This is a genomic window from Acinetobacter sp. UBA1297, from assembly GCF_002307755.1.
GTDB lineage: Bacteria > Pseudomonadota > Gammaproteobacteria > Pseudomonadales > Moraxellaceae > Acinetobacter > Acinetobacter radioresistens.
The window spans coordinates 13,392-30,305 of the sequence record NZ_DBUF01000007.1; the positions used below are offsets into that span (position 1 = coordinate 13,392).

The following is a 16,914-nucleotide window of genomic DNA, read 5'->3' on the forward strand; positions in this document are numbered from 1 at the left end:
AAATTTAGGAATGCACATGTGAATTAAAAATAGAACGCATCATATCGCCCAGAGTGACTACATGGCTATGTTCACGCATCAGACTCTCTGCTCGTGCCGAATCACGATTTTTTAAAGCATTGAAAATGGCACAGTGTTGAATATGGGCATGATGCAGACGGCGAATTTCTGAGAGCGGATTATTTTTATCATAAGTTAAGGCTTGGGCAGAAGCCATAGGTAGCTGATTATTCTTACTTAGAGCCTGTACAATAGCGATATTATCTGAGCCTTGAATAATCGTATTATGAAAAATGGTATTGTAATAATGATAGATTTCAATATCCTCATTACTTAGTTCAGTTTTTTTAAATATTGGCTCTATTTGAGTAATGCACTGCATTAACTGATCTTTTTGCTGCGTACTTAGCCCTTTTTCTGCCAGTTTTTTTGCTGCCAGACCTTCAAGCACTCCTCGCACCTCAAGTGCATCCTGAATCAACTTGGGAGAAATTTCTCTAACTGTATAGCCTCGGGTTGGATTTTTTAATAATAATCCTTCTTGCTCAAGCAGTTTAAATGCCATACGCACCGGTTGACGTGAAACTCCAAGCATTTCTGCTGTTGGAATTTCAGCCATGCGAGCACCGCCCGGAATTTCACCTGAAATAATCATTTTTCTAAGTTCAATCAGTACTTGCTGACCTGATGACATGGACTTACTCATTTATAATATGTGTACTGATGCTACCGGGTGCGTGAAAATAATTCAACAGAAGTCATGAAGATCCTATTCAGCTTATTAAGTTGTTGCTTCCTCAAGAATAGACATTGAAAAAGTAGCTAGACGAACTCAAATCCGACCTAATGATGTAGAAAATTATTCTTCCTGAAAATGCTGTAAATTGGTGGCCATGATTTCAAGATTATTCCTGATCAAAAAGGCCAGATTAATATCCACGCCTTTTAGCATCGTTTTTTCCAGTTCCTGAACGACTGCCCGACACTCGCTTAATTTATTTAATCCTGCTTGAGTGACATTGACAAGAATACGACGACCATGAGAGGGGTCCGATTCCTTACTAATCCAGCCGCTACTTAATAAATCCTGTAGAATTTTATTAGTCGATTGGGGTTTGATAAAAGAACGCTCCGCCAGTTTGGCATTGGAGAGATTTCCTTTTGCTGCGAGTACTGACAATGCCGTGAACTGAGGCAAAGTAATATCTAAAGGCTTTAGGCGTTCATTCAGTAATTTACTGATAATACGATCAACACGAGCTATCATATAGCTCAGGGTTGGCAGTTGATTTAACTGATGTTCCATAATACTTAATTCAACCTTAAATTCTAACCATTAAAAAGTATGGCCAAATTGGCCATACTTAAGTCATCACATTACTGAGTTTGAGTTGATGTATTTAATACAGGGACCTGCCGTGAAACTTTTGATTTACGGACCAAAAGTAACGCTGCAATCATTGCCATTAAAATCAGTGGAATACTTGCACCAATGACCATCGCTGAACTTGAACCGAGCGATAACAGCATGCCTGCAAAAAGAGGCCCGGCAAAAGAACCAATTCGACCAACCGCAACCGCTGCACCAACCCCTGTTCCACGCATTTCAGTTGGGTAGAACATGGCTGCAAGACCATACAATGCAGACTGACCTCCTACAATAAATAGACCACATCCGACAGCAGATAATACAAGTAATGCCACGGTTGGTGAAATAGCCAGACAACACAGCGAGACTAGAATACCAATGTAAATCAGTTTGACCGTAGTACTCATTCGAATTTTATCTAGCAAGACGCCCATTAAAATTGAACCAAATATACCGCCAATATTATAGCCAATCTGAACATAGTTTGCTTCTGTCTTACCTAGGCCTTGTGCACCCATTAACAGAGGTAACCAGTTGAGCAGGAAATACAGCACCACAAGGGTAAAGAAGAAACTGACCCAGATCTGAATGGTAGAGAAACGACGTTCTTTGGCAAACAGCACTTCAAAGAATGGTGTCGAAGTTTTTTGCTTCGCTGCTGTTAAATAGTCTTTCGATTCAGGTAAGAATTTAATTAATAAAGGAATTAATAAAATCGGGGCAAAACCCCCGACATAGAAGATATGCCGCCACTGTGCATCACCTGCAAGTGCCATCGCGACAAATGAGGTCAACATACCGCCAAATGGAATACCACTGTACATAATACTGACAGCAATCCCTTTATGTTTCTCCGACACAGCTTCCGATGCCATAATAATCATCATTGGCAATGCACCGCCCATCCCAAGACCGGTCAAGAAACGAATAATCAGTAACAAGGTATAGTCTGCTGCATAGGCAGTTAACACCGACATAACACCAAAAACTAAAATACTTGTTAACAAAACTGCTTTACGCCCAATTTTGTCTGCAAACCGTCCACCAATAATTGCGCCTGGTAAGGTTCCCAAAATTGCTGCACTGAATGCCCATGCCATTTGGGCATTGTCCAGGCCAAACTCCGCTCGCATCCGTGGTGCTGCAACGCCCATCGATTGAAGATCAAAACCCTCAAACACCGCAATTGCAAAACACAATACGAGTGTAAGCGTAGCTTTACCTTTGCTACTTACACTATTTTCCATTCGTTATTGTCCTTTTAGAATTTTTTAATTCATACACTTCCTATGTATTGCCTTCCGTCCTAAGCAATTCAAAAAATATCACCTAAACTTACAATTTAATCAATATGTATTTTTATATTTTTACAATTTAAATATTTATTTTATTAAATTACATTGACTTATAAATTATTTTCAAAAAATGCAAAATAAGACTTGAATGTAAGTTTAACTGATATTAGATTAAGCCCCATCAGGACATAAAACGAACATTAAGGAGCAACACATGTCTTATCAAAACCGCTGGGAAACCGTTGATGTACAAGTTGATGCAGGTATTGCATGGGTTACTTTAAATCGCCCAGAAAAGAAAAATGCAATGAGTCCAACACTCAATAAAGAAATGATAGATGTACTTGAAACCTTAGAACTTGACCCTGCAGCGAAAGTACTTGTTTTGACTGGCGCTGGTGATTCATGGACAGCGGGTATGGATTTGAAAGAATATTTCCGCGAAGTTGATAATCAACCGGAGATCTTCCAAGAACGTATTCGCCGTGATGCATCTCGCTGGCAATGGCATTTACTTCGTTTCTATTCAAAACCAACAATTGCGATGGTAAATGGTTGGTGTTTTGGTGGTGGCTTCTCTCCTCTGGTTGCCTGTGATCTTGCCATTGCTGCAGAAGAAGCTACTTTTGGTTTATCTGAAATTAACTGGGGCATCCCACCAGGTAACCTTGTAAGCAAAGCAATGGCGGATACAGTTGGCCACCGTACTGCGATGTACTACATCATGACTGGCAAAACCTTCTCAGGTGTTGAAGCTGCCAATATGGGCTTAGTCAATAAAAGTGTTCCACTTGCTCAACTTCGTGCTGAAGTAACTGAACTTGCCAATAACTTACTTGAGAAAAACCCAGTTGTACTGCGTACTGCGAAAAATGGTTTCAAACGTTGCCGTGAACTGACTTGGGAACAAAACGAAGATTACTTATACGCCAAACTGGATCAATGTAATCATCGTGATGATGAAGGTGGTCGTGAACAAGGTCTAAAGCAATTCCTTGATGACAAGTCAATTAAGCCAGGTCTTCAAGCATACAAGCGCCCTGCTTAAGCAGTATCAATTCACATTCGTCATGATGGACATGTAAGGAAACATTTGCCATGCAAAACGTACAGTTACTTATTCACGGTCAATCCGTTGCAGCAAGTTCAGGACAAACTTTTGAAAGAATCAGTCCGATCGATGGCTCAGTTGCCTCAATCAGCTCTGCTGCAACTTTATCGGATGTTGATCGTGCGATCGAATCCGCACACGAAGCATTTAAAACATGGTCTGCCCTTTCTCCAACAGACCGTCGTTTAAAACTGCTTAAAGCGGCCGACCTGATGGATCAAAAAACTGAAAAATTTATTCAGACTGCGATTCATGAAATAGGTTCAACTGCAACGTGGTATGGTTTTAATGTTCATCTTGCAGCCAATATGCTACGCGAAGCTGCAGCTATGACCACACAAATTGATGGCAGTATTATTCCATCAGATGTGCCGGGCAATATGGCGATGGGCATTCGCGTACCCTGTGGTGTTATCGTCGGGATGGCACCATGGAATGCCCCTGTGATTCTTGCCACACGTGCTTTAGCAATGCCTCTTGCCTGCGGTAACACTGTGGTTCTTAAAGCCTCTGAAGCATGTCCTGCAACACATCGTCTGATTGGTGAAGTGTTACATGAAGCAGGGATTGGAGATGGGGTAGTCAATGTCATCACCCATGCGGCCCAAGATGCTCCTCAAATTGTAGAACGCTTAATTAGCCACCCACTAACCAAGCGTATTAACTTTACCGGTTCAACCCATGTGGGCCGAATTATTGCTGAAACAGCAGCAAAATATTTAAAACCTGTCCTACTCGAACTTGGTGGAAAAGCACCTGTGATTGTGCTTGATCAAGCTGACATCGATGAAGCGGTCAATGCCGTGACCTTCGGTGCATTCTTTAACCAGGGTCAAATCTGTATGTCGACAGAACGTGTTCTTGTTGATGAAAAAATTGCTGATTCCTTTATCGAAAAACTCGTGGCGAAGGTCAAAACTATTCGCGCTGGCAATCCACTTGAGAATGATGCCCCACTTGGTGTACTGGAAAGCTTAAAAGCAGCTGCACGTATTGGGAAGTTAATTGAAGATGCACGTGAAAAAGGTGCAAATTTACCACTCGGCTTGGACATCCAAGGTGCTATTATGCAACCTACAATAGTGGTTGATGTCACCAAAGAAATGCAGATTTATGCCGAAGAATCGTTCGGTCCTGTCTGCACAGTACAACGCTTTAAAACAGTTGATGACGCCGTAGAATTGGCAAATGATTCTGAATTTGGTTTGTCAGCAGCCGTGTTTAGCCAAGATTTAGCACAAGCGCTTGCCGTAGCAAAACGGATTGAATCCGGTATCTGCCATATCAATGGTGCCACTGTACATGATGAAGCACAAATGCCATTTGGTGGTGTCAAACAAAGTGGTTATGGACGATTTGGCAGTAAAGTTTCTGTGGCTGAGTTTACTGAATTACGTTGGGTGACCATACAAACCAGCCCACGCCACTACCCAATTTAACGAAAGTAAGAGAGTTGACATGAAGTCAACTCTTTTCGTTGAAAAAGAATAGATAAAAATACATGGAGTAATAACAATGGCACACATGACAGTTCAATCACATAAGTATCCTGAACGATTTGTTAAATTAGGCAGTCATGAAACACATGTTGAATATAAGAATGACGTCTTATACATTTCTCCCAAAGAACAACTTAAGCCTTATCCGCAAAAATTAACCGATCGTTTATTACAGTACGCAGAAACACACCCAAACCGTGTCTTCGCCGCTAAACGTGATAGTTCAGGTCAATGGATTGAACTGACATATGCAGAAACTGTGAATCGTGCATGGCGTATCGCCCAAAGCTTAAAACAATATCCGCATTTATCGACCGAACGTCCCATTGTTATTTTGTCTGGTAACGATCTCGAACACCTCACCTTATCCATGGGTGCAATGCTTGCAGGAATCCCATTTTCAGCTATTTCCCCTGCTTATTCTTTAATTTCCAAAGATTTTGGTAAACTCAAATATATCTTTGATGTCCTCACGCCAGGTTTAGTTTTTGCCAATGATGGGGAGGATTTTGCTACTGCCATTGAGCACTGCCGTAATGCTGATGATATTGAAGTCGTTACAAACTCTGGCAAACTCGGTGAAAAAACTTGTATTGCTTTCTCTACGCTTCTTGAGTCTGAAATTACAGATATTAAAGCGCACTACGAAACGATTGATGAACATCAAATTGCTAAATTTTTATTTACCTCTGGCTCGACCAAAATGCCAAAGGCAGTACCGACCACACATTTGATGCTCTGCACCAATCAGCAAATGTTGCTGCAAACTTTCCCTGAATTTGAAGAAACACCACCGATTTTGGTCGATTGGTTGGCATGGCATCATACTTTCGGGGGCAGCCATAATGTCGGAATTGCGCTCTATAATGGCGGTACGATTTATATTGATGATGGCAAACCGGTGCCAGGAAAAATGAATGAAACTATTCGTAACCTGAAAGAAATTTCACCAACGGTATATTTAAATGTACCGAAAGGTTGGGAAGAAATCACGGTAGCACTTGAACAGGATGCTGAACTCCGTGAAAAATTCTTTAGCCGTGTCAAAGTATTGTTTTTTGCTGGAGCTGCACTATCTGAAGCAGGTTGGAACCGTCTAGATCAGATTGCACAAGCCCATTGCGGTGAACGCATCCGTATTATGAGTGGCTTAGGCATGACAGAAACCGCGCCATCTTGTGTATTTACTACAGGTCCTAAAGTCATGGCAGGCTTTATTGGCTATCCAGCGCCGGGCTGTGAAGTCAAACTGGCACCATGTGGCGATAAACTTGAATTTTGTGTTCGTGGCAAAAATGTCATGAAACATTATTGGCGTCTGCCTCAAGAACAACAAGCTGATATTTTCGATGAAGAAGGGTTTTACCGTACCGGCGATGCTGTAAAACTTGTTGATCTAAACGACCCAAGCCAAGGCCTTATGTATGACGGACGTATTGCCGAAGACTTTAAACTCAATACCGGCACCTTTGTTAATGTGGGCACCTTACGGAATAAAGTCCTGATTAATGGCAATCTACTTATTCAAGATGTCTGCATTACCGGTTCTAACCTGAATGCGATTGGTTTTCTGATTTTCCCGAAACTTTCAGCTTGTGCTGAATATGTCGGTTTAGATCTTAAACACACGACGGCCCAAGAAGTGTTGAGCCACCCTAAAGTGCAGCAATGGTTTAAACAATTTCTGGTGGACTTCAATAAAGACGCTACTGGCAGTTCAAATACCGTATCAATGCTGTATTTAATGACAGAAGCTCCACAGCTGGATGCCGGAGAAACCACTGACAAAGGTAACTTAAATCAGAGTGGCATTTTAAAACGTCGTGCTGCCATGGTGCAGGAGCTTTATGAAAAACACGTTAATAATCTACTAATTATTCGTATTCCAACCCTTAAACAATAAGCCCTTACCCTGAATTTAGCAGTGCTTTTTATAGCGCTGCTTGGGCAGTTGCATCCAAATTAAGGATAATTCTATGCAAAAAGATAGTGATTTCGAGCTATTTCGTGATAATTATCAACGTTTTTTAGCAGAACACGTTGCACCATTTTATGAAAATTGGGAAGAACAAGGCTTAATCCCACGTGAACTATGGCACAAGCTTGGAGAAAATGGCTTTTTATGTGTTGACGTCCCTGAAGAGTACGGGGGCTTTGGTGCACCGATTCACTATTCACAAATGTTAGTCCAGGAAACAGCCAAAGCTGGTTTTACTGCCTTGGCAGTAGGTATTGGCGGGCAAAGTGAACTTGTCTCCCCTTATATTCAAAATATTGGTAGCGAAGAACAAAAACAATATTGGTTACCAAAAATGGTTTCAGGTGAGGTGGTCACTGCGATCGCAATGACGGAAGCCAATGCTGGTTCAGATTTACAAGCAATTCGCACCCAAGCCATTTTAGATGGCGATCATTATGTGGTAGACGGTTCTAAAACCTTTATTTCTAACGGACATCATGCCGACTTAATTGTACTGGTTGCAAAAACTGACCCGCAAGCACGAGCAAAAGGCATTTCCATTTTACTCGTTGATGCTCATTTAGATGGTGTGAAAAAAGGGCGTAGTCTGAAGAAAATTGGACTACATGCACAAGACACTGCTGAACTGTTTTTCGATCAAGTTCATATACCTAAAAATCAACTTTTAGGTCAAGAAGGTCATGGTTTTAGCTATTTGATGCAAGAACTGCCACGTGAACGCCTCAGTATTTCACTCATGGCAATTGGATCAATCCAAGGTGCCATCGACATTACCAAAGAGTATGTGCTTGAACGTAAAGCCTTTGGTCAAGCTTTATCTCAATTCCAAAATACACGTTTTGTGCTTGCGCAAGCGCAAATTAAAGCGCTTGCTGCTGAAGCATTTGTTGAACGCTGTAAAGATCTATATAGCCAAGATGCCCTAAGCGTGACTGAAGTGGCCGCATTGAAATGTTTTATTACTGACACCCAATGTGAAGTTATTGACCAGCTCCTGCAACTTTTTGGGGGCTATGGTTATATGCAGGAATATCCAATTTCACGCTTTTTTGTCGATGCGCGTGTGCAAAAAATTTATGGGGGAACCAATGAAATTATGAAGGAGATCGTAGCACGCGAACTCTTGGGGAAATAAAGCACGCTTGATTTAAAAACGATATTTTCAATAATGTTTCAGGATGAAATAATGATAAAAAATTTATGGATTACACTGTTTTTACTTTTAACTACACCTGCTTTTGCCAATAGTTTTATTGAGCAAAGTAAAGTGGATTTAACGGCTCGCAACTTCTACTTCGATCGCGATTTCCAGGTTGAAAACCGTTATCCGGCACTCCGGGACTGGAGTCAAGGCTTTATTTTCAAAGCCCAGTCAGGTTATACCGAAGGTCCTATTGGATTTGGTATCGACATTTTGGCTACTGTCGGGTTTAAGCTGGATGGTGATGCAAAGTATGGTGGTACAGGAAACCTACCACGTAATGCCGGAACGAATGAGCCAGCAGATCAATATGGGGAAATTAGGATCACGGCTAAAGCCAAAGTTGCTCAAACTGAAGTTCGCATCGGTACATTACAACCGTTGACACCAGTACTCGTCGGTTCCCCTGCTCGCCTATTACCCCAAACTTATCGTGGGGTTGCAGTTCAGTCTAAAGATCTACAGGGTCTCGATTTACAAGCATCCTATATTGACAAGGTCAATCACCGCGATTCGACTAATTATGAAAATATTAAAATCTCTGGGGTAAACGGCCGTTATATATCAGCCGAAACGGATCATTTGTATTATGTCGGTGGTCATTACGACCTCAAGAATTATCCGCTAAAACTGACTGCCTTCCATATGGATGTCGAGGATCTATATCATCAGTCATTGTTAGGTATCACCTACAAGTATGCCTTTAATGAGGATACCGCACTGACCAGTCAGCTACGCTACTATATAAGTGATGCTGATGGTGCTGCCAAAGCAGGTAAAGTCGATAATAATCTGATCCATAGCCACTCCGAGCTAAAACATCAAAATCATAAATTTATTCTTTCCACCTTCCATCATCTAGGCAATACTGCCTTCCCTTATTTAACAGGCGGTGAAACTGGCTTAACCATCGACACATGGACAGGCGAATTCTTAAATGCCAAAGAACGTGTTTATAGTGCCCGTTATGAATATGATTTTAAAGACTATGTTCCGGGCTTACGTTTTATGACCCGCTATACCCATGGTAGTAATATTTATGCACCGCAACTCGGGAGTACCGATTTTGAGGAAGATGAACTCGATTTTGATATTGGCTACACGCTGCAAAATGGCCCACTGAAAAATCTTGGACTACGTGCACGTTATGCCATTTATGATAACGATATGCCGATCACTGCCAACATTAAACCGGCCAATGAAACCCGTATCAATATTGATTACACATGGAAATTTAAATAATACATTCAAAGGCTCTAGTTTTTAGGGCCTTTTTTATTTTAAAGGATGATAAATGAAATATTTATTTGGTATTTGGATCGGTCTAAGTTTATGTGCACTCACTCATGCAGATACACAGTTTTCGCCCCCACCACTTAAACTTGAACCTTTGGCCACCTTCAAGGTTGAATTAGATGCCCCCGTTTGGGAGTTAGGCAAAACGGCAGATATGGGAGAAAGACGGATTATTCCGATTACTGGTGGTACCTTTGAAGGTCCTTCATTTAAAGGACGTATTTTGAACAATGGCGCAGACTGGCAAATTGTAGATAGCAAAGGCCTAGCGATTATCGATACACGATATCTTTTGCAAACTAATGACGGCGCATTGATTTATTTACAGACTAAAGGTTACCGACATGCTACACCTGAAATTTTGAAACAGTTAAGTACAGGTAAAGATGTCGATCCAAGTCAGTATTATTTCAGGTTAACTATGCAATTCGAGACTAGTGCACCCCAATATGCCTGGTTAAACCAAACGGTAGCTGTAGGCAGTGCAATGCGTTTAGGTAAGGCGGTGATTTATGATGCATTTACCTTAAAATAAAAGAATAAGAAAAAATAAGTATTTGTAAAGATTGAAGGATTCATCACTATGGAAAACAAGATTTTGGAACATCTCCCACCAATTCATCATTTATTGGGGGGGCATAATATTCAATGGGATGCTGAAAGACGTCAACTTACCGTGAACTACATTGCGCTCGAGAGCTTTACCAATCCGCGCGGTAGCATCGAAGGCGGTATGATTTGCGCTATGCTCGATGATGCTATGGGGGTTTTGGCAGCACTAAATCAGACTTCAAAACCTGCCGCGACGATTAATTTATCGATGGATTTTTTTCGACCATGTGAAGTCGGTGAAGTACAGGCAAAAGCGTGGTTTATTAAAGAAGGGCGTAAAATTCTCAGTATCGAAAGTGAAGCCTGGCAGCAAGGCAAATTAGTTGCCAAAACAAGTGCAGCTTTTATGGTATTAGACTAAAACAAAAATTAAAGTAATTAAAAAAGGTCAGTGAAATCACTGACCTTTTTTGTCGTTTTAGCTTTCCTTCAAACGCTTAGATATCAAGGAATACCGTTTCATTATCGCCCTGGATACGCACATCAAAACGATAAACCACTTCACCATCACATTCTTCACGTTTGGCGATTAAAGTCTGACGACGTGGCGCCCATTCAATTCCATTTAGCAAGGGGTCTTTAGTATTGGCTTCTGCCTCATCATCAAAATAAATACGGGTATGTAAACCTAAGTTAATACCACGTGCAAAAATGACTAAAGCAATATGCGGTGCCTGAAGAGTGCCTTTACGCCCAGGTACAGCACCTGGCTTGATGGTATCAAAGCTCCATAATCCTGTTTCAAAGTTTGCAGCCGCACGGCCCCATCCAAAGAAATGTGGATCAGGCTGTTTACCTTGAATATCTTCCTTGCTTGGGTAAACACCATTTGCATCTGCCTGCCAGATTTCGACCAATACATCACGTAAAGGTAGACCGAGGCCATCAAATACCTGACCTTCAAGGCGAATACGTTCACCTTGAGTTTCAGCTTTAACTAATTGGTTATTAAAACTATGCTCAAATACTTCAATGCCTGCCTGATTTGGCATCAGGCCAATATGGACGTATGGACCACCTGTTTGAGATGGTGTTTCATGTAATTCCTGAAAATTCCAACCGTTCATCATGATACTCCTTATCACGTTAATTCATTTTCAAAATAAGTTCCGCGGCGACCACGTAAAGTAATGTCAAAGCGATAACAACGGCTGTCAGCCTCAATGAAATTACTCTTGTCTTCCAAGGCAATCAAAGCACGGCGTTGCTGCTCTGAAGGAACCGTTTTTAGAATTGGGCAGCTGTTAATTAAAGTATCGCCTTCAAAATAAAATTGCGAAATGAGACGTTGTGCCCAGCCATCTGCCATGACCGAGAAATGAATATGTGCAGGACGCCATTCATTGATACGGTTACGCCAAGGATATGGACCCGGTTTAATGGTACGGAAAATGAAAAAACCATTTTCATCCGTCAGCATACGACCACAACCACCAAAGTTAGGATCCATTGCACCAATATATTGGTCATTTGGATGACGATAACGACCAGAGGCATTTGCCTGCCAGACTTCAATCAGGGCATTTTTAACCGGGCGACCAAATTGGTCACGCAAGTAACCATGAATAATGACACGTTCACCAACAGGTAAACCATCTTTGGCATAGTTCAAAATCAAGTCATTGTCTTTAGGCCCTAAAAGTGCTGAGGTGAAATGTGGTGCCGTTACTTCAGTCAGAGTTTGCGCAATTGAAATGAGTGCATTTTTCGGCGAACGCAGCACACTGGTTTTATAACCCGGTGCGTAGGCCGGTGGATGATCATCCGTATTACGTTGCGCATAAACGCCTAGTTGATTCTGAATCATGAATCTCTCCTTGTTCAATTCTAAAAAATCGTCCGTTATTTAAGTTTGGTCGGTGCAATACCAAGTTCTACAAAAACTTCCTCTGCCATGTGCATTGCAGCGTTTGCAGCAGGTAAACCTGCATATAAAGAAGCATGTAAAAACAGTTCTTTAAGCTCATCTTTGGTAACACCATTGTTAAAACATGCACGAATATGCATACGTAACTCAGCTTCACGACCCAATGCGAGCAAAATACCGATAGTTACCAGACTACGGGTATGACGTGGTAAACCTGGACGTGACCATACTTCTCCCCAAGCAAAACGACTGATGAAGTTTTGGAAGTCTTCATTAAAGTCATTTAAATTTTCCAAAGAGCGTCCGACATGTGCTTCACCTAACACTTCCGTGCGCACTTCTATTCCTTGTTTGTAACGTTCTTCATCATTCATGATCAATACACTCTTTAACGCTGATAAGGCGGAGTGAAAATGTCTGAGGAACACCTTCATTCCATAATGACGCTGAATTCAAATCAATGCTTTGCAATAAACGCGGCAAGGACTTGGTTAAATTGTTGTGGTACCTCAATATTTGATAAATGTGATGCATCAACCACCGCAATCTCACAATTTGGCATATGGGCCTGCATAAATTCGCCATCTGCCACGGTGGTGACCGGATCTAAGCCACCACATAGTGCTAAACATGGCACTTTAATATTGGCAATTTGGTTACGTAAGTCTGCGTTTGCAAGCGCGCGGCAAGATGCTGCATAGCCTTTCGGCGGTGTCACCGACAAACTTTGAATGGTCTGCTGTGCAAGGTGATCGTGGATATAATCAAATTTGTCGCTGAACCACCGGGTGTGTGTTGTGCTGACAATCTCTGCAAGACCTTGTGCCTCAACAGCATCTGCACGTGACAACCATGCTGCCTCTTGACCGATTTTTGCCGCTGAATTGGCAATCGTCATGCTGATAAAACGCTCTGGTGCATCTAGACCAAGTTGTAGACCTGTAATGCCGCCCATCGAAATGCCACAAAAATGCGCTTTTTCAACTCTGAAGTGATCAAGAATATCAATGACATCATTAGCTAAGTCGCTCAGCGTGATATTTTCAATGACCGCACTTTTACCATGACCGCGGGTGTCATAACAGATCACAAAGTAGTCTTGAGCAAATGCAGCAACTTGAGCCTGCCACATGCCGTGATCTGTACCCAATGAGTTCAAAAAAATAAGGGCTGGATGAGCGGCATCACCAAAAGTGTAAACTGCCAATTGTTGGCCATTACGATTATTGATAAGTGTCATGATGGCTATTTTCCTTGAACACGTTGCAATACTGCATCGATCTGCTGCTGGGTATTACCTAAATAATTTTGTGGATTAAAAATCTGGCTTAATTGTTCCGAATTAAATACAGCTAAAATTTCAGGATGATTTTGTGCTACTTCTAATAAGTGACGTTGTTCAGCAACTGCCTGTTTACATGCGGCCTCAACTAGATGATGTGCATTGAGTCGGCCTAACCTCGGTGCCAAAGACATCATGAGGGCTTCTGCCATAATTAAGCCTTGAGTACATTCTAGATTGCGGCACATATTGTCCGTCTGTACTTCCAAGCCCTCAAAAACTTCTATCGCACGTTGCAGGCTACCAGCACACAACTGGAAGATTTCAGGCAGTGCCAGCCACTCAGCATGCCACGCTCCCAAACTACGTTCATGTTCCTGGACCATACTTTGATAGATACTCGACATGAGTGCAGGGACACGATTGGCTGCTGCCAGAATTGATGCAGCTGCAACAGGATTACGTTTATGCGGCATCGTCGATGATCCGCCACGCCCTGCTCCGCTTGGTTCAAACACTTCTGCAATTTCGGTTTGCATCATCAGTGACCAATCGCGTGCCATCTTGCCCAAGTTACCTGTAATTGTGGCAAGCACATGGGCTATTTCCACAATACGATCACGTTCACCATGCCAAGTACAATCCGGGACATTGAGTTGAAGTTCTGCTGCAAATGCCTTTACAACTGCACTGCCTTGATCAATAAGTGACGCAAGTGTGCCAACGGCTCCACCCAATTGTGCAGTGAGTGCAGAATTTTTAAGTGCTTGTACACGTTCAAGATCACGTTGCAAACTTGCTAACCAGCGGGCAGTTTTATGACCAAAGGTTAGTGGTAGGCCTTGTTGTAACCATGTCCGACCTATCATGACTTGGTCACGATAGCGTTCGGTCAAGTTTCGAGTTGCTGCTATCGCCTGGATGAGTTTAGCCTCAATTAAATTTAAGCCATCACGACACTGCAAAACACATGCAGTATCAATAATATCTTGGCTTGTTGCCCCCCAATGCACATAGCGCGAAGCATCTTCATCGACTTTTTTAACGGCAGCCGTCAATTGCTTCACAAAGGGAATTGCAATATTTCCAGCAAGTCCTGATGCACTTGCAAGCGCAGTAAAGTCAATGACCTCATTCACCTGTTGTTGGGCAACGTGCACAATATTTGCTGCCGCTGAAGCAGGAATCACACCCACTTTTGCCTGAGCTCGAGCCAATGCTGCTTCTGCTTGCAACATATAACGCACTACCCCTTCATCACTAAACATTGCAGTGATCTCAGTTTGGTAAAATAGACTTGCGTACAATTGGCTCATTTGAATATCCTTTTTCTAACTCGTTTTAAATACCTTTCATTGTTTTGTTTTTAAGCAAAAAATGAAAGGTATTTAAATTTATACACGTTCAATAATCAAAGCGATGCCTTGACCGACACCAATACACATTGAACATAGAGCGTATTGACCACCGGTTTGTTCAAGCTGGTTCAGTGCAGTCGTCACCAAACGCGCGCCAGATGCACCCAGTGGATGACCCAAAGCAATCGCACCGCCATTTGGATTGACTTTCTCTGAACCGTCTTCGATACCCAAGTCACGGGTACATGCCAACGCTTGAACAGCAAAAGCTTCATTCAGCTCAATCACATCCATCTGCTCTAAAGTCAGACCGGTTTGCGCCAGTAATTTCTTGATGGCGGGTGCAGGACCAAAACCCATGATACGCGGTTCAATACCAACAACAGTTGAACCAATAATTTTGGCACGTGGTTTTAAACCGTGTTGAGCAACTGCTTCATCAGATGCGATTAAAAGAGCAGCCGCACCATCGTTAATCCCGGAAGCATTACCTGCCGTTACTGTACCGTCTGCTTTTACCACAGGTTTCAATTTCGCCAATGCTTCTGCGGTAGTTGAAGCACGTGGATGTTCATCAGTATCGACAACGATCGGTTCGCCTTTACGCTGAGGAATCACTACAGGAATGATTTCGTTTTTATAGAAACCTTTGGCCTGCGCTGCTGCGGTACGTTGCTGGCTGGTCAAGGCAAATTTGTCCTGATCTTCACGGTTGATGTTGAACTGTTCCGCCAAGTTTTCAGCGGTTTGCGGCATGGTGTCCACGCCGTACATTTCTTTCAGTTTCGGGTTAATGAAACGCCAGCCCATGGTGGTGTCTTCGATCTTCTGGCTACGGCCATACGCCGTTTCTGACTTGCCCATCACGAATGGAGCACGCGACATGCTTTCTACACCGCCGGCAATAATTAGATGGGCTTCACCGGCTTTAATCGCACGTGCTGCTATCGCAACTGCATCCATCGATGAACCACACAGGCGGTTCACGGTCGTTGCCGGCACCTGATAAGGCAGGCCTGCAAGCAGAGAAGACATACGACCGACGTTACGGTTGTCTTCACCAGCCTGATTGGCACAGCCATAGATCACGTCATCGACCTGTTCCCAGTTCACACTTGGATTGCGTTCCATCAAAGCTTTAATTGGCACTGCACCTAAGTCATCTGCACGGACAGGTGCGAGGCCACCGGCATAACGGCCGAATGGGGTACGGATGGCATCGATAATATATGCATTTTTCATTTGTTTAATCCTTTTACCTCCCTTAATCCCTCCTGAAAGGAGGGAGACTTTACACTCGGTTTAAATTTCTTTCGTGTAAAGTTCCCCTTTAAAAAAAGGGGATATAGGGGGATTTTATCTTTTGAAACTACTTAAGCTTGAGTCTCATCAATCAGTCTGGCACCAGTCATTGACTGCAATTCTTCAAATGACAGACCTTCGACTTTCTCAATCACTTTCATCCCTTCATGCGTGACATCAATCACACAAAGATCGGTATAGATACGGTCGACACATTTCAGGCCAGTAGCCGGATAAGACAGTTCAGCCACAATTTTTGGCTCGCCTTTTTTGGTCACGTGATCGGTCGTGATAAAGACTTTCTTCGCGCCAACAGCCAGATCCATGGCACCACCGACTGCAGGAATCGCATCTGGCGCACCGGTATGCCAGTTGGCCAGGTCACCATTTTCAGCCACCTGGAAAGCACCCAATACTGCGATATCTAAGTGGCCGCCACGCATCATCGCGAATGAATCACCATGATGGAAGAAAGAACCGCCTTCGAGTAAGGTCACGAATTCTTTACCGGCATTGATCAGCTCAGGATCGCGGTCTTCTTCAGCAGGAGGAGGACCGAACGCCAGCAGGCCATTTTCAGAGTGTAGAAAAACGTCTTTGTCGCTTGGCAGGTAGCTTGAAATTTTGGTCGGTAAACCAATACCGAGGTTCACATAAGCACCATCAGGAATGTCTTGTGCCACACGTTCAGCGATCTGGTCACGGGTCAGTTTGTTATAGCTCATTATCTATCTCCGATGC

The 16,914-nt window shown here is 42.7% G+C and carries 17 protein-coding genes; 7 read left to right on the forward strand and 10 right to left on the reverse strand.

Annotated features, from left to right (window positions below):
- Positions 1–4: 4 nt before the first annotated feature.
- From B3R63_RS03700 to mhpT, 3 genes are all read right to left on the reverse strand, one after another.
- On the reverse strand, positions 5–694 hold the full coding sequence (locus tag B3R63_RS03700; protein ID WP_114541913.1) for a GntR family transcriptional regulator: 690 nt from the start codon (positions 692–694) through the stop codon (positions 5–7).
- A gap of 165 nt (positions 695–859) precedes the next feature.
- Positions 860–1,306 carry a MarR family winged helix-turn-helix transcriptional regulator gene (locus tag B3R63_RS03705; protein WP_286728339.1) on the reverse strand — a complete coding sequence of 149 codons (447 nt, stop codon included), beginning with the start codon at positions 1,304–1,306 and terminating at the stop codon, positions 860–862.
- A 71-nt stretch (positions 1,307–1,377) separates the two neighbouring features.
- Positions 1,378–2,616 carry a 3-(3-hydroxy-phenyl)propionate transporter MhpT gene (gene mhpT, locus B3R63_RS03710; RefSeq protein ID WP_114541911.1) on the reverse strand — a complete coding sequence of 413 codons (1,239 nt, stop codon included), beginning with the start codon at positions 2,614–2,616 and terminating at the stop codon, positions 1,378–1,380.
- Between the two features lie 262 nt (positions 2,617–2,878).
- Here mhpT and B3R63_RS03715 point away from each other — a divergent pair, with 262 nt between their 5' ends.
- The 7 genes from B3R63_RS03715 to B3R63_RS03745 all read left to right on the forward strand — a co-directional run bounded on the left by B3R63_RS03715 (position 2,879) and on the right by B3R63_RS03745 (position 10,725).
- The gene (locus tag B3R63_RS03715; RefSeq protein WP_286728340.1) at positions 2,879–3,712 is read left to right on the forward strand and encodes a p-hydroxycinnamoyl CoA hydratase/lyase; all 834 of its coding nucleotides are present in this window, start codon (positions 2,879–2,881) and stop codon (positions 3,710–3,712) included.
- A 50-nt stretch (positions 3,713–3,762) separates the two neighbouring features.
- Positions 3,763–5,214, forward strand: coding sequence for an aldehyde dehydrogenase (locus B3R63_RS03720; RefSeq protein ID WP_286728341.1), 1,452 nt, complete (start codon positions 3,763–3,765; stop codon positions 5,212–5,214).
- Between the two features lie 76 nt (positions 5,215–5,290).
- Entirely contained in the window at positions 5,291–7,177 is a 1,887-nt protein-coding gene (locus B3R63_RS03725; RefSeq protein ID WP_286728342.1) for a feruloyl-CoA synthase, read from the forward strand.
- Between the two features lie 73 nt (positions 7,178–7,250).
- A complete protein-coding gene (locus tag B3R63_RS03730) occupies positions 7,251–8,390 on the forward strand; it encodes an acyl-CoA dehydrogenase family protein (protein ID WP_286728343.1) in 1,140 nt (379 codons plus the stop codon).
- Positions 8,391–8,441: 51 nt separating this feature from the next.
- On the forward strand, positions 8,442–9,698 hold the full coding sequence (locus B3R63_RS03735; RefSeq protein ID WP_414630832.1) for an OprD family outer membrane porin: 1,257 nt from the start codon (positions 8,442–8,444) through the stop codon (positions 9,696–9,698).
- Between the two features lie 52 nt (positions 9,699–9,750).
- Positions 9,751–10,287, forward strand: a complete 537-nt coding sequence (locus B3R63_RS03740) for a DUF3237 domain-containing protein (protein ID WP_286728344.1) — start codon at positions 9,751–9,753, stop codon at positions 10,285–10,287.
- Between the two features lie 48 nt (positions 10,288–10,335).
- Complete coding sequence (locus tag B3R63_RS03745; RefSeq protein ID WP_286728345.1) at positions 10,336–10,725, forward strand: PaaI family thioesterase; 390 nt, start codon at positions 10,336–10,338, stop codon at positions 10,723–10,725.
- 76 nt (positions 10,726–10,801) lie between these two features.
- Here the strand turns inward: B3R63_RS03745 and pcaG are convergent, their stop codons facing one another.
- From pcaG to B3R63_RS03780, 7 genes are all read right to left on the reverse strand, one after another.
- Positions 10,802–11,431, reverse strand: a complete 630-nt coding sequence (pcaG, locus tag B3R63_RS03750) for a protocatechuate 3,4-dioxygenase subunit alpha (protein WP_286728374.1) — start codon at positions 11,429–11,431, stop codon at positions 10,802–10,804.
- 14 nt (positions 11,432–11,445) lie between these two features.
- The gene (gene pcaH / locus B3R63_RS03755; protein ID WP_286728346.1) at positions 11,446–12,171 is read right to left on the reverse strand and encodes a protocatechuate 3,4-dioxygenase subunit beta; all 726 of its coding nucleotides are present in this window, start codon (positions 12,169–12,171) and stop codon (positions 11,446–11,448) included.
- Between the two features lie 35 nt (positions 12,172–12,206).
- A complete protein-coding gene (gene pcaC, locus B3R63_RS03760; RefSeq protein ID WP_004892353.1) occupies positions 12,207–12,605 on the reverse strand; it encodes a 4-carboxymuconolactone decarboxylase in 399 nt (132 codons plus the stop codon).
- Between the two features lie 83 nt (positions 12,606–12,688).
- Positions 12,689–13,471, reverse strand: coding sequence for an alpha/beta fold hydrolase (locus tag B3R63_RS03765; protein ID WP_414630833.1), 783 nt, complete (start codon positions 13,469–13,471; stop codon positions 12,689–12,691).
- A 5-nt stretch (positions 13,472–13,476) separates the two neighbouring features.
- Positions 13,477–14,829, reverse strand: coding sequence for a 3-carboxy-cis,cis-muconate cycloisomerase (locus B3R63_RS03770; protein ID WP_286728348.1), 1,353 nt, complete (start codon positions 14,827–14,829; stop codon positions 13,477–13,479).
- Between the two features lie 78 nt (positions 14,830–14,907).
- Complete coding sequence (gene pcaF, locus B3R63_RS03775) at positions 14,908–16,113, reverse strand: 3-oxoadipyl-CoA thiolase (RefSeq protein WP_286728349.1); 1,206 nt, start codon at positions 16,111–16,113, stop codon at positions 14,908–14,910.
- 131 nt (positions 16,114–16,244) lie between these two features.
- Positions 16,245–16,898 carry a 3-oxoacid CoA-transferase subunit B gene (locus B3R63_RS03780; RefSeq protein ID WP_286728350.1) on the reverse strand — a complete coding sequence of 218 codons (654 nt, stop codon included), beginning with the start codon at positions 16,896–16,898 and terminating at the stop codon, positions 16,245–16,247.
- Positions 16,899–16,914: the final 16 nt, after the last annotated feature.

Excerpts from the sequence above, each read along its gene's own strand:
- B3R63_RS03725 (WP_286728342.1), top strand. The coding sequence starts at position 5,291 with ATGGCACACATGACAGTTCAATCACATAAGTATCCTGAACGATTTGTT.
- pcaH (WP_286728346.1), bottom strand. The coding sequence starts at position 12,171 with ATGATTCAGAATCAACTAGGCGTTTATGCGCAACGTAATACGGATGAT.
- B3R63_RS03720 (WP_286728341.1), top strand. The coding sequence starts at position 3,763 with ATGCAAAACGTACAGTTACTTATTCACGGTCAATCCGTTGCAGCAAGT.
- B3R63_RS03740 (WP_286728344.1), top strand. The coding sequence starts at position 9,751 with ATGAAATATTTATTTGGTATTTGGATCGGTCTAAGTTTATGTGCACTC.
- mhpT (WP_114541911.1), bottom strand. The coding sequence starts at position 2,616 with ATGGAAAATAGTGTAAGTAGCAAAGGTAAAGCTACGCTTACACTCGTA.
- pcaC (WP_004892353.1), bottom strand. The coding sequence starts at position 12,605 with ATGAATGATGAAGAACGTTACAAACAAGGAATAGAAGTGCGCACGGAA.
- B3R63_RS03730 (WP_286728343.1), top strand. The coding sequence starts at position 7,251 with ATGCAAAAAGATAGTGATTTCGAGCTATTTCGTGATAATTATCAACGT.
- B3R63_RS03705 (WP_286728339.1), bottom strand. The coding sequence starts at position 1,306 with ATGGAACATCAGTTAAATCAACTGCCAACCCTGAGCTATATGATAGCT.
- B3R63_RS03715 (WP_286728340.1), top strand. The coding sequence starts at position 2,879 with ATGTCTTATCAAAACCGCTGGGAAACCGTTGATGTACAAGTTGATGCA.
- B3R63_RS03780 (WP_286728350.1), bottom strand. The coding sequence starts at position 16,898 with ATGAGCTATAACAAACTGACCCGTGACCAGATCGCTGAACGTGTGGCA.
- B3R63_RS03770 (WP_286728348.1), bottom strand. The coding sequence starts at position 14,829 with ATGAGCCAATTGTACGCAAGTCTATTTTACCAAACTGAGATCACTGCA.
- B3R63_RS03765 (WP_414630833.1), bottom strand. The coding sequence starts at position 13,471 with ATGACACTTATCAATAATCGTAATGGCCAACAATTGGCAGTTTACACT.
- pcaF (WP_286728349.1), bottom strand. The coding sequence starts at position 16,113 with ATGAAAAATGCATATATTATCGATGCCATCCGTACCCCATTCGGCCGT.
- B3R63_RS03735 (WP_414630832.1), top strand. The coding sequence starts at position 8,442 with ATGATAAAAAATTTATGGATTACACTGTTTTTACTTTTAACTACACCT.
- B3R63_RS03745 (WP_286728345.1), top strand. The coding sequence starts at position 10,336 with ATGGAAAACAAGATTTTGGAACATCTCCCACCAATTCATCATTTATTG.
- pcaG (WP_286728374.1), bottom strand. The coding sequence starts at position 11,431 with ATGAACGGTTGGAATTTTCAGGAATTACATGAAACACCATCTCAAACA.
- B3R63_RS03700 (WP_114541913.1), bottom strand. The coding sequence starts at position 694 with ATGTCATCAGGTCAGCAAGTACTGATTGAACTTAGAAAAATGATTATT.